The 12029-nt window shown below is 65.2% G+C and carries 9 protein-coding genes and 1 tRNA gene; 6 read left to right on the plus strand and 4 right to left on the minus strand.

The features are described 5' to 3' along the window. Window positions 1–16 precede the first annotated feature (16 nt). Genes AC5P74_RS15620 through AC5P74_RS15630 form a run of 3 tightly spaced genes read left to right on the plus strand, consistent with a single transcriptional unit; the run spans window position 17 to window position 3406 of the window. A complete protein-coding gene (locus AC5P74_RS15620; protein ID WP_053499582.1) occupies window positions 17–940 on the plus strand; it encodes a DUF58 domain-containing protein in 924 nt (307 codons plus the stop codon). After that, window positions 933–2882 (plus strand): transglutaminase TgpA family protein, encoded by a 1950-nt coding sequence (locus tag AC5P74_RS15625; protein WP_171957838.1) that lies wholly within the window; start codon window positions 933–935, stop codon window positions 2880–2882. The genes AC5P74_RS15620 and AC5P74_RS15625 overlap by 8 nt, the downstream gene beginning before the upstream one ends. Beyond that, window positions 2879–3406, plus strand: a complete 528-nt coding sequence (locus AC5P74_RS15630) for a Slp family lipoprotein (protein WP_005415498.1) — start codon at window positions 2879–2881, stop codon at window positions 3404–3406. The genes AC5P74_RS15625 and AC5P74_RS15630 overlap by 4 nt, the downstream gene beginning before the upstream one ends. A gap of 76 nt (window positions 3407–3482) precedes the next feature. On the opposite strand, the gene AC5P74_RS15635 is transcribed toward AC5P74_RS15630, so the two are convergent. From AC5P74_RS15635 to dnaX, 4 genes are all read right to left on the minus strand, one after another. Further along, window positions 3483–3842: a histidine triad nucleotide-binding protein gene (locus AC5P74_RS15635; protein WP_005415497.1), complete on the minus strand. Its 360-nt coding sequence runs from the start codon at window positions 3840–3842 to the stop codon at window positions 3483–3485. Between the two features lie 67 nt (window positions 3843–3909). Next, on the minus strand, window positions 3910–4509 hold the full coding sequence (recR, locus tag AC5P74_RS15640) for a recombination mediator RecR (RefSeq protein WP_005415496.1): 600 nt from the start codon (window positions 4507–4509) through the stop codon (window positions 3910–3912). Window positions 4510–4591: 82 nt separating this feature from the next. Next, window positions 4592–4912 (minus strand): YbaB/EbfC family nucleoid-associated protein, encoded by a 321-nt coding sequence (locus AC5P74_RS15645; protein WP_010483846.1) that lies wholly within the window; start codon window positions 4910–4912, stop codon window positions 4592–4594. 6 nt (window positions 4913–4918) lie between these two features. After that, the gene (gene dnaX, locus AC5P74_RS15650; RefSeq protein ID WP_495204984.1) at window positions 4919–6967 is read right to left on the minus strand and encodes a DNA polymerase III subunit gamma/tau; all 2049 of its coding nucleotides are present in this window, start codon (window positions 6965–6967) and stop codon (window positions 4919–4921) included. 144 nt (window positions 6968–7111) lie between these two features. On the opposite strand from dnaX, the gene AC5P74_RS15655 reads away from it, so the two are divergent. The 3 genes from AC5P74_RS15655 to AC5P74_RS15665 all read left to right on the plus strand — a co-directional run bounded on the left by AC5P74_RS15655 (window position 7112) and on the right by AC5P74_RS15665 (window position 11740). Further along, window positions 7112–7204: transfer RNA gene (locus AC5P74_RS15655), tRNA-Ser, on the plus strand. Window positions 7205–8665: 1461 nt separating this feature from the next. Next, on the plus strand, window positions 8666–8974 hold the full coding sequence (locus AC5P74_RS15660) for a hypothetical protein (RefSeq protein ID WP_005415493.1): 309 nt from the start codon (window positions 8666–8668) through the stop codon (window positions 8972–8974). Continuing rightward, window positions 8975–11740 carry a zeta toxin family protein gene (locus AC5P74_RS15665; RefSeq protein ID WP_206620520.1) on the plus strand — a complete coding sequence of 922 codons (2766 nt, stop codon included), beginning with the start codon at window positions 8975–8977 and terminating at the stop codon, window positions 11738–11740. The last annotated feature ends 289 nt before the right edge of the window (window positions 11741–12029 follow it).

Here is a 12029-nt window from a genome sequence, read left to right on the forward strand (position 1 = left end):
CACACGCTGGGCACGCATGCAGCTGCTGGCACGCCCCCGCAGGCCCGAAGCCCTGCCGCAGCGACTGGACCGCCATCGCATCTATGTACTACCAACCCGCTTCGGCCTGTTCGTCGCCACCCTGCTGTCGGCGATGCTGCTGGGCGCATTGAACTACAACAACAACCCGGCCCTGCTGCTTGCGCTGCTGCTGGCCGCGGCAGCGATCGCCAGCGCCATCGCCGCGCACCTGCAGCTGTCCGGCATACAGATCGATGCAATCTCCGCCGAACCGGTACCGGCCGGGCATCCCCTGCGCCTGCGCGTGGACCTTTCGTTGCGTGACCCGCGCGCGCGCCACGGGCTGCACCTGCAGCTGGGCGCAAGCGAGGCCTGGGTTGCACTGCCTGCACACGGTCGCGGCGAAGTGGAGCTGGATGTTCCCAGCGAGCGGCGCGGCTGGCTGGAACTGCCCCGCATCCGCCTGTCGAGCACGCAGCCGCTGGGACTGGTGCGGGCATGGTCGTGGGTGTGGCCGGAGCAGCCGCTGCTGGTCTATCCACTTGCCGAGGCACTGGCACCGCCGCTTCCGGAACGTGGCAACGACCCACTGCACACCCGCGCCCATGCCAGTGGCGATGAGCTGCACCAGTTGCGCCCCTATCGTGCCGGCGATGCCCCGCGCAGCATTGCCTGGAAACACTCGGCGCGCCGCGACAGCCTGCTGGTACGCGAATACGAGAAGCCGATCGGCATCGAAGTGGTGCTGGACTGGCGCACGCTGGCGGCGCTGGGCCATGAAGCGCGCATCGCGCGGCTGGCACGCTGGGTCGACATGGCCGAGCGCGAAGGCCGTCGCTATACGCTGCTGCTTCCGGCCCATCCGCCGTTGGGGCCCGGCCAGGGCGCCAGCCACCACCACCTGTGCCTGCGCGCACTGGCATTGATGCCCCATGACTGAGCCTGCCGTTCTGCTCGACCGCAACGCCCGCAGCTGGACCCTGGCCAGCGCAGCGCTGGCGTTGCTGCCACTGCTGCTGCAGCTGCCACCGGTACTGGCCAGCGTGATCGCGATCACTGCGGTGCTGACCGCTGCGCTTTCGTGGCGGCGGGTGCTGCCGATGCCGGTTCGCCTGGTGCTGGTGCTGGCCATGCTTGCCACCATCGTCTGGCAGATGGGCATGGTGCGGCCGGGCCGCGATACCGGCTGCGCATTGCTGGCGGCGATGCTGGCGATCAAGTCCAGCGAACTGCGCAACCTGCGCGATGCGCGCAGCCTGCTGGGCTTCGCGTTGTTCTCGCCGTTCGCCGCCTTCCTGCTCGACCAGGGGCCGTTGACCACCGGGCTGGCAGCGCTGGCCGCAGTTGCCGCACTGCTGGCCCTGCAACGCCTGGCCCTGGACGAGGGCCACAGCCCTCGACTGCCGCTGCGCGGACAACTGCGTGGTGTCGGCCGCCTGCTGGGGATCGGCCTGCCACTCGCGCTGGCCTGCTTCTGGCTGTTCCCGCGCTTGTCCACGCCGCTGTGGGGCGTACCCGAGCGAGCGGTGGGCACACCGGGCCTGGCTGACAGCATGGCGCCGGACCAGTGGCTGGACCTGATGGCCGACGACACCCCGGCGTTGCGCGTGCAGTTTTTCGGCGCGGTGCCCGAGCCTGCGCAGCGCTATTGGCGCGGCCCGGTGCTGACGTCGTTCGACGGCCACCGCTGGAGCCGCGATCGCGCGACGGCCGGACGCCCCGCACCGGTGGTCGAAACCGCCGCACAGGGTTGGGACTACCAGATCGACTACGAGCCCACCGACCGTCGCCTGCTGGTGGCACTGGACCTGCCCAGCCGCGCACCGGAGGGCAGCAGCTTCGATGCCGACATGAGCCTACGCAGCGACCGCACGCTGTCCGCGCTCAGCCGCTGGCGGTTGCATTCGGCGCCGCCGCAACGGTTCGACACCGATCTGTCGCCCTACCTGCGCCGCGCGGCGCTGCAGCTTCCGCCCGGCTTCAATCCGCGCACCGCCCAGCTCGCGCGGCAATGGCGGCAGGAGGCAGGCAGCGATGACGAGGCCATCGTCCGCCGTGCGCTGCAATGGATCACCCGCGACTTCTCCTACACGCTGGATACACCGGTGGCGGGGCGCGATCCGGTCGACGATTTCCTGTTCAACTACAAGGCCGGCTTCTGCCAGCACTTCAGCTCGGCCTTCGTAGTGCTGATGCGCAACGCCGGCATTCCGGCCCGGGTGGTGACCGGCTTCGCAGGCGGTACCCGCAACCGCATCGGGGACTACTGGGTGGTGCGTCGCATGGATGCCCACGCCTGGGCCGAAGTCTGGCTGCCGCAACGCGGCTGGGTGCGGGTCGACCCGACCGCGGCCGTGGCACCGGAACGCATCCTGGACACCCTGGACGACCGCCTGCAGGCCGGCACCGATACCCCGCTGCAACAGCGCTGGCTGCAGCTGGGGCAGATGGGTGACTGGCTGCGGCGCGGCTGGAACGACCTGGTGCTGTCCTTCGATGCACGCCGCCAGCAGCAACTGCTCAAGCCGTTCGGGCTGGATGACCTCGGGCCGGCGCAGCTGGTGACCGGCTTCGTGGTCGCCGCCCTGCTGGCACTGGCGTGGATGGCCTGGTTGCTGGCCCGCGGCGAGCGCGAGCGCGACCCGCTGCTGCGTGCCTGGCACCGGCTCGGGCGGCGTTATGCGCGCCTTGGCCTGGCCCGCGCCCCCCACGAAACCGCACGCGACTGGTCACGGCGGGTACATGCCCAGCGCCCCGATCCGGCCCTGCTCGCACTCAGCCAGCGTTTCGCCGACGCACGCTACGCTGGAACTTGCACCGACCTCGCTTCATTATTGCGGGACCTGCGCAGGCATCGCCCGACTTCCGGAGCCTCCCCATGAACACCAAGTTCCTCCTCACCGCTGTGGCCACGCTGGCCCTGTCGGCCTGCGCCACGGCCCCCAAGCCGCTGCAGGGACAGTTCAGCCTGGTTTCCCCGCGCGACTCGGTCGCCACCCAGCAGGTCGGCACGCCGGTCCGATGGGGCGGCCGCATCATCGAGACCAAGCCCGGCCAGGGCGAGACCTGCTTCCAGATGATCTCGCGCCCGCTCAACGCCAGTGGCCGCCCGAACACCACCTCGTCCGACGCCAGCGACGGCCGCTTCATTGCCTGCCGCGCCGGTTTCTACGACCCGGCCGTGTTTGAAGCCGGGCGTGACGTGACCTTCATCGGCAAGATCGACGGCTACCAGAACACCCGCATCGGGGACTACGACTACCGCCTGCCGAAGCTGTCGGCCGATGTGATCTACCTGTGGCCGGAACAGCGCCAGGTCGATGTGGTGCCCTACCCCTATGGCCCGTGGGGCCCGGGTCCGTGGGGCCCGTACTGGGGTGGCTACGGCCGTTGGGGCTGGTGGTGATCGCCACCCAGCCCGCATGATCGGAAAAGGCCGCCTTCGGGCGGCCTTTTTCATCCACGCATGCGTGGACAGGGCTTCAACGCCCCGGCGTACCGAAATGCCCCAGCGGCGCGCCGGCCAGCAGGTGCATGTGGATGTGGAACACGGTCTGCCCGGCGTGCTCGCGGCAGTTCATCACGATGCGGTAGCCGTCCTGCGCGAAACCCTCGCGGCGCGCGTATTCGGCAGCGGCCAGGGCCAGCTTGCCGACCAGGTGCGCCTGCGACGGCTGCAGGTCGTCCAGGGTCGGGATGATCTCGTTCTTCGGAATGAACAGTACGTGCACCGGCGCCTGCGGTGCGATGTCCTTGAAGCCCAGCACCTCGTCGTCCTCATAGACGATGGTGGCCGGGATCTCGCGACGGATGATCTTGCTGAAGAGGGTTTCGTTGCTCATGGTCGGCCTCGGCAGGAGTGTCTTCCGCATTGTAGGCCGGCCGCGCCGGGCGATGCCCGGGTGGTGCTCAATCACGGAATTCGCTGCGCGTCCCGAACGCGTGCGACAGCGTGCCGCGGTCAACGTATTCAAGCTCGCCGCCAAGCGGCAGGCCCTGTGCCAGCCGGCTGGGCTGCACCTTGCGCGCGCGCGCCAGCTGCGCAAGGTAATGCGCGGTGGCTTCGCCTTCGACGGTGGCACTGGTGGCGATGATCAGCTCCTGTACCTCACCTTCGGCCAGCCGCTGCTCCAGCTGCTCCAGGCCCAGCTCGCGCGGGCCGACGCCATCGAGCGGCGACAGCCGGCCCTGCAGCACGAAGTAGACACCGCGAAAACCCGTCGCGTTCTCGATCGCGAGACGATCGGCCGGCGATTCGACCACGCACAGCTGGCTGCGCTCGCGGCTGCTGTTGGCACAGGTCGGGCACAGCTCGGTTTCGCTGAAGTCGCGGCACTGCGCGCAGTGGCCGATACGCTCCACCGCCAAGGCCAGCGTTTCGGCCAGGCGCTGGCCGCCTTCGCGCTCGCGCTCGAGCAGGTGGTAGGCCATGCGCTGCGCCGTCTTCTGGCCTACGCCAGGCAGCACCCGCAGTGCGTCGATCAATTGTTCAAGCAGGGGTGCGGACACGGCGGCATGCTTTGATGGCGCCGAGCGAGCTCGACGGCTACAGATTCTGTGGCACCCGCTTGCACGGATGCCACGCTGGCAATCAGAACGGCAGCTTCATGCCCGGCGGCAGCTGCATGCCGGCGGTGGCCGAACCCATCTTCGACTTCGACTCGGCATCGATCTTGTTCGAGGCATCGTTGAAGGCGGCGGCGATCAGGTCTTCCAGCATCTCCGGGTCGCTGGCCAGCGACGGGTCGATGCGCACCTTGCGGCATTCCTTGGCGCCGGTCAGGGTCACGCTGACCATGCCGCCGCCGGCACTGCCGGTCACTTCGATCCTGGCGATTTCTTCCTGGGCCTTCTGCAGGTTTTCCTGCATCTTCTGGGCCTGCTGCATCAGTTGGGCGATATTGCCGCGCATAGTGTCTTACTCGTCAAAAGAACGGATGGAATCGGAAACAACCCGGGCACCGTGCTGTTGGATCAGCACCTGCACTTCCGGGTCGTCCATGAAAACGGCCTCTGCCACCTGCTGCCGCTCGCCACGCTGGCGGTCGGCACGCTGATGCAGGGTCTCGGCCGGAACGTGTTCGGTTTCCACGGTCTCGACCACGATCTTCGGCGCCTGGCCCAGGGCCTTTTCCAGCATCTCGCCCAGGGCGGCCAGCGCGCGCTCCGAGCGCAGGTATTCAAATCCGGGCGAAAGGCCCAGTTTCAAGGTCCCGTGCTGGCAGCTGATGAAGGCGGCATTGGCGGCCAGCTGGCGCGACGGGCCGCTGAGGCCGCTGTTGGCGACCAGATCCAGCCAGTCGTCGGCAGTGGCCAGCTCGCTGACACCTTCCTGCGGCGTGGCGGCATGCGCCGGGGCCGGTTCGGCCGGCGCAATGGCAATACCTTCGGCGCGGAACGAACGCTCCGGCGGCGCAGGCTCGACTGGATCCGCGGCGGGAGCCGGCGGTTCATGCCAGGGCGCGACCATGGCGGCATCCGGGCCGGCCATCTCGGCCGCCAGGGCCCCATCCCGCGCCTCGGCTTCGTCGGTGGCCCACGGCGGCAGCTCATCGCTTGCCTCTGCTGCGATGGCAAACGCCGGTGCCTCGGCCTTCACCGGCGGCGGTGACACGGGCTCTTCCACCGGAACCGGCTCGGGTTCAGGCGTCGGATCCGGCTCCGGTTGCGGTGCCGGCTCAGGTTCGGGTTCAGGTTCGCGCGGTGCAGCCGCCGGAGCGGCCACCTGCGCCGCCACGGCCGGGCTGGCCGAAGCGACGGCAGCAGCCGGCGTCGCTTCATGGTTTCCGGCATGGGCGCCACCACCGGCAGCGTTGCCACCCGGCGTGCCACCCACCGCACCGTCGACGGCCTTCGGCACCGGCGGTACCGCTGCGGCCGGGCGGAACGCCAGCATGCGCAGCACGGCCATTTCAAAGCCGGCGCGCGGGCTCGGCGCCAACGGCAGGTCGCGTCGGCCATTCAGGGCCATCTGGTACCAGAGCTGCACCACTTCCGGGCGCAGGCGCTCGGCGAATGATGCGACATCCAGGCCTTCCGCCACGGCGGCACCCGGCACCAGCTGCTGCACCTGGATGCGGTGCAGGCCTTCGGCGAGCGCTTCCAGCACGCCACTCCAGTCCGGCGAGAATTCGGCCAGCGCGGCCACCACCTGCAGCAGGCGCGGGCCATCACCCTCGGCCAGCGCATCCAGCATCGCTGCCACCTGGGTGCGGTCCACGGTACCCAGCATGGTGCGCACCACGTCTTCGCGCAGCGCGCCGCCGGCATAGGCGATCGCCTGGTCCAGCAGTGACAGGCCGTCACGCAGGCTGCCATCGGCGGCCTTGGCCAGCTGCACGATGGCGCTGCCGTCGGCCTCGATCTCTTCCGCCGCCAGGATGCGGGTCATCTGGCCCTGGATCTGGTCTTCGTCCAGGCGCTTGAGATTGAACTGCAGGCAGCGGCTGAGCACGGTGACCGGCAGCTTCTGCGGGTCGGTGGTGGCCAGCAGGAACTTCACGTGCTCCGGCGGCTCTTCCAGCGTCTTCAGCAGTGCGTTGAACGCCGCCTTGGACAGCATGTGCACTTCGTCGATCAGGTAGACCTTGTACTTGCCGCGCGAGGGCATGTACTGCGCGTTCTCGATCACCTCGCGCACGTCGTCCACGCCGGTGTTGGACGCGGCGTCGATTTCCAGCAGGTCGATGTAGCGACCGGCGTCGATGTCCAGGCAGGCGGCACACTGGCCGCACGGGTCGGCGCTGGTGCCCTGCTCGCAGTTCAGCGACTTGGCGAAGATGCGCGCGATGGTGGTCTTGCCCACGCCACGGGTACCGGTGAACAGGAACGCGTGGTGGACCCGGCCGCTGTCCAGCGCATTGCTGAGCGCACGGACCACATGCTCCTGGCCCACCAGCTCGGCAAAACGCTTCGGACGCCACTTGCGGGCAAGGACGAGATAGGACATCAGGCCACCGTTTTCCATCGGATGTTCCATTGTGCCATGCCTGTCCAGCCCCCTCGCCAACAATGCCCCTGGATGCGCCTCTGATCAGAGGTGCTTGTGTCCGGCCGCGCCGCCCGCTAGAATCTGCGCCCCTGCTGAGGCGTTTGCCGATGGCAGGGATCCGGAGAGGTGTCCGAGTGGTTGAAGGAGCACGCCTGGAAAGTGTGTAAGCGTCTAAACCGCGCTTCGGGGGTTCGAATCCCCCTCTCTCCGCCAAGTTGCGAACTAAGCCCCTGATTTCAGGGGCTTTTTTCTTGGGTTCGTATGTGACCCCATACCCCGACCCATACTTCGTCAATCCGTTGATTCCTGGCCTATCAGCAGCGCGCCCTGCGCGTTGGGACGGCAATCCAGATAGTCAGCAAGAGCGCTGCACTTGGAGAAGCGAGAGTGCACGCAAGCAGTTTCAGATGACCGACCTGCGTGCATCGCGAAGCACGCCGCTCCCTCGCCACCGCCTCTGACAGCCGTAACGAAATGAGGTGCCGCATGCGCAAGGTCCTGAGCGCGCGTAGCAGCATGAGCGCCCAGGCAAGCGACCAACACCAAGAGCTGCTGCGCGCTGCGCGTCAGCGGCCCGTAGAAGCGGTTGAGAGGCAGTTGAGCAGATGGGAGGGCGCAGGCGGTCAAGCGCGGTGCGTACGTGCGCACTCGTCTCCCCGCCACGCCTGCACACTTCATAGGGTGCCTTTCCTGCACCACCTGCACAAAGGCCAGGAGTAGGCCCAGCAAGGCTATGGATGACATTGAGGGGGCATCCAACTACCTGCGAAACCCCGCACCAAAGGGGTATCTGGCAGGGGCATCAGCCACCGAGTGGGAGCCAAATTCGCAGAACCAGGAAGAAGCGAAAACAAGGCGTCCAACAGTGTCCAAGAAGAAAACTTCTACTACTGACAGTGTTTCAGGAAGGCTATGAATTGAGGGTCTGAAACAGAAAACGTGTGGCGAGCATCGCACTGCCAGATTTGCCAACAGCTTCCTTGAAATGCCTTGTGCCACAGTGCCTTCCAGCCATCTCTGTCGTCAGACTGACACCCGCATTCCAGTAACAGTTTCCGACATTGATGTTTTTCGGTGTTACAAGTGTGGCCGGTGTTACACCAGTCTAATATACAATTTAAATCAAACAGTTACGCCACCCTCGCCGATCCCGACCACGGTGTAACACAGGTGTTATCGGTGTTACAGCAAGCTCAAAGCCCCTCCCCATGGCGGCGGCGCAATGCCCCCGACCGAGCACCCGGTGCCGCGAGCCCCGCAACCGCAGTTGGCCGGCATTCTGACCAAATAGTGGTGGGCACTGATCTTTCGCTAGCCTGTTCGCCTGCCCACCTTCCTGCCAGCAGCGGGTGCTGACCACGCCTCGCGCAACCGCTGCTCATGCCGGACCACCCACGGCTTGGCGCTGACACAGCCCAGCTCGTCGCTGCCGCAGTGGCGATATGCTCCAGCGACCATCTCCACACGTAGGAACGACGCCGAATCAGCGGTACGGCACGACCGGATCGAGCCCGGTCAACCTACGTGACCCGCTTCACGGCAGCAGTTGATCACTGTTGCCTATACTCGGCCCTCAATCGAGTAGTCTCTTGCACTGAACGGAAGCCCCCTCCCCACGAAGGACCTGCCATGCGACACGCTTCTCCGCCTCCCGTACCGCAAAAACTTCGGGACATGCTCAAAGACTATCCGGAGCATATCGAGACGCTGCAAGCTGACTTGAATCGCGTCGTCCAAAATCCGTTCAAGGGCACGCCCATGTCTGAACAGGCTATTTGGGCATTAGAGGCTGCGCTCGATGCGTTCATCGACGAAGCCCGTAAAGAACTGCAGGCGGCCGAAGCCAGTGGCGATCCGGCGGCAATTGAACAGGCGAAGGCAAAAGAACTTCTTATGTTCCGAGCCCGCTCTGGCAATGGAGGAATGCGGCTCGGATTGATGAATGATCTTTGGGGCTACTTCGAATCGAACAAGGGCGTTTAAATGAACGCGCCAACTGGTAGTCTTGACGCAGCAACACATTCCCATGTGTTCGAAGAGAAAGTCGTTCCTGGCAGCGGATTCGCTCAAGCTTCTTCACAATCCAAGCCCAAGGCAATCATCCTCGCGGGACAACCCGGAGCAGGTAAAGGTAGTTTGGCGGGAAGGGCCGAGACTGAGCTTCAGTACGATGTCATCAAGATCGACCCTGATGAACTGCGCGGATACCATCCCGATATTGAGAAATTCCGGGAAAACCATCCCTACACGTGGTCCTCGTACACCCACTCTGATGCCAGCGCATGGGCTGACAAGCTGTTGGATGCCACCGTTGCGGGCAAGAAGAACCTGATCTTCGACACCACGTTGAGCAACGGCGAGTGGTCGTCTGAACTGATCAAGGACCTGCAATCGAAGGGCTACGCGGTGGAGGTGCGCGCCGTTGCTTCTGCGAAGCTTGAGAGCGAGCTCGGGGTTGAGCAGCGCTTTGCAGGCGGTCTAGACGGCAATGGCTACGGCCGCTACGTTCCCGTCGGTGCTCGCGATGCGATCTACGAGAAGTTGCCCAATAGCCTGGACCTGGTGCACGAACGCACCGATGTGCAAATTCGCATCTTCAATCGTGAAGGCAAGGAGTTCTACGACAGCCACACCAGCCCGAAGTTGCCTGGGGCTGCGTTGCAAGAGGCGCGCGAAGCCCGACTGAAAGATCCCGCCCTGACGCGCCAGCTGCGCGATGGCTGGCAGGAGCAACAGGCCTGGCACCGTGATTTGCCACAGACACTGCCCCACAACGACAAAGTTTCTCCTCCCACACGAGAGAACCTGCTAACAGAGCGAAGCGAAGCCCAAGTGGTCGAGGGGCTTGACCGGCAGGCGCGGGAAATGGTCGATATCGATCACACGGTTCGCGTTCGCCCCACCCGTATACGCGCAGGCAGCGCGCTGGGCATCGCAGCTCTAGCATTGGATGCCTATGACGCCGGTGAGGCTTTGCGCAACAGTAGCCGTCTGCGCGGTGAAGGCAATGACACTGCCGCAGAATCCGGGCTCATCCACTTCGGTGCACGTAGCGTTGGTGGCTTTGCCGGTGCTGGCCTGGGCATGACGGTCGGAGCGGTCGCTGGCGTCGAGTCAGGCCCGGGTTTGCTGGTCACAGGGGCCGTCGGTGGCATAGCGGGCGCGTTCGCGGGCGACAAGATCGCCGAGTGGACGGACAACCGCCGAATCTACAACCAGGCCGACAGCCTGGGGAACACTTGGACCTACAATCCTGACCATCCCGATCAGGGCTGGCAGCGATCCGCGCCTGTGGATAGCACCAACGACGGCGTAAACAACCCAGCCAGTGGCGTGCTGCGCGCGCCACCGGCCCTTGCCAACCAGCTGAACTACCAGGCAACCAGCGAGTCAGTGAAATTGGTATTGGGCAGCCCGCCCAGTCAGCGCGACCCGTTCACACAGCCCGCCAATATCAGTGACCCACAAAGCTGGTATCCGGCACAGTGGACACGGACAGCCGATGGTCTGCAGTGGCAGCGCGAGGTGACCACTGCCGTGTATGAACTTGGCCAGCGTGAGACCCGAATTGACGTGGCCAGTCCAGAACGAGCGGCCGAGCTCGATCAGGCCGCCGCCCAGGTCGTGCTGCACAATGCTGCCAACAGCCGACCGGCAATTGCGGCGCGCTACGAAGCAGCGTATGCCCAGAATGGCTGGGCATCCTATGGCTCGATACCCGAAGCTGTGCAGCAGGCGCGCACCGATCTGGATGCGGTGACCGCCTCCGACGATAACCGCTATCAGCGTCAGGCGGACGGCCGTTGGGTCAGCGAAGGAGTGATCTACGATTCCACTGCCACCGGCAATCTGCGCGCCGAATTGGATGCCACCCGCGACGTAGTGGCCGCCACGCTACCTCCACCTCAAGCGACACAGAGCCCGTCGCCGATGACGGCCGATGAGCGCATGCGCGACACGCTGCAGGGCGCCTACGCTAACGCCGGGGTTGCCCTGGGTTCAGAACAACTGGCAGCGAGCGCGGCAGCAGTCCAGGCCACACAGGCCGCTCAAGGTCTGGACCCCGACACCACTGCCCTGCAGGTGCAGCGAAACGCCGATGGCGGTTACAACATGGCCAGCCCTATTGCCAATCTGCGTCTGGCGTCCGATGGCAAGACCTACACCATTGCGGCCGTGACCACGACTGAGGACATCCGCCGAGCCCAGGAACGGGACTCTCCTATCAGCAACGATAGCCCGCAACAGACCGTGCGGTCCTCGCTCGACCAACCAGTAGGCCCGCCCGATGCAGAGAGTGCGACGCCTTCCCTACAGTCGGCAATGCCATCAACTGCAATGGCTGCAATGCAGGCCGACCCACTGTATCGGCAGATCCGCGACGGCGTTGCAGAGTTGGACACACAGCATGGACGTGAATTCGATGCGACCAGCGAGCGCATGACGGCAAGCCTGCTCGTATTGGCAAAGAACAGTGGACTGACACGAGTGGATCATGTGGTGTTGAGCAATGCCACCTCAGTACATCCGGCCGCGCACAACGTGTTCGTGGTCCAGGGAAAGCTGGACGATCCTGCCCATCTGCGTGCGGTCATGCCCACCGAGCAGGCAGTGAAAGCCCCGATTGAGGAATCGATGCAGAAATACGAAGTGGCTAGCCGCCAGGTGGAACAGCAATCGCAGGTCACTCAACTGCAGGAACAGCATCAGCAGGATACTCAGGCCAGAGCCGCCAGCATGGGGCGATAGTCGTGGCTGATTGGCATCGAGGAATATGAGGGGGCAGTGCATTGTTCCAAACTGCATCCTGTATAGCCCGCAGGCATTTCCCCATATAACATCCTCGCCGGAATGGACACCGCCGCCAATCAATCACGTCAGCGGCGGTTGGCCATCCCTCTTTCAATGCCAAGGGGGTTCGTTATGCCCCTGTCGCCCCGTCAACTGTATCGCTTGCAGAAGGTTGCGGCCCCCACTGCCACCTTTGAGCGATTTGCAGTGCATGCAAACGAGAGAGCATGTCAGCGAAGAATACGCT

The organism is Stenotrophomonas sp. YJH_SMC_94-11, assembly GCF_059370435.1.

Bases quoted from the DNA above. Each gene is read 5' to 3' on its own strand.
- AC5P74_RS15620 (WP_053499582.1), top strand. From the start codon at position 17: ATGCAGCTGCTGGCACGCCCCCGCAGGCCCGAAGCCCTGCCGCAGCGA.
- AC5P74_RS15625 (WP_171957838.1), top strand. From the start codon at position 933: ATGACTGAGCCTGCCGTTCTGCTCGACCGCAACGCCCGCAGCTGGACC.
- AC5P74_RS15630 (WP_005415498.1), top strand. From the start codon at position 2,879: ATGAACACCAAGTTCCTCCTCACCGCTGTGGCCACGCTGGCCCTGTCG.
- AC5P74_RS15635 (WP_005415497.1), bottom strand. From the start codon at position 3,842: ATGAGCAACGAAACCCTCTTCAGCAAGATCATCCGTCGCGAGATCCCG.
- AC5P74_RS15645 (WP_010483846.1), bottom strand. From the start codon at position 4,912: ATGCGCGGCAATATCGCCCAACTGATGCAGCAGGCCCAGAAGATGCAG.
- dnaX (WP_495204984.1), bottom strand. From the start codon at position 6,967: ATGGAAAACGGTGGCCTGATGTCCTATCTCGTCCTTGCCCGCAAGTGG.
- AC5P74_RS15660 (WP_005415493.1), top strand. From the start codon at position 8,666: ATGCTCAAAGACTATCCGGAGCATATCGAGACGCTGCAAGCTGACTTG.
- AC5P74_RS15665 (WP_206620520.1), top strand. From the start codon at position 8,975: ATGAACGCGCCAACTGGTAGTCTTGACGCAGCAACACATTCCCATGTG.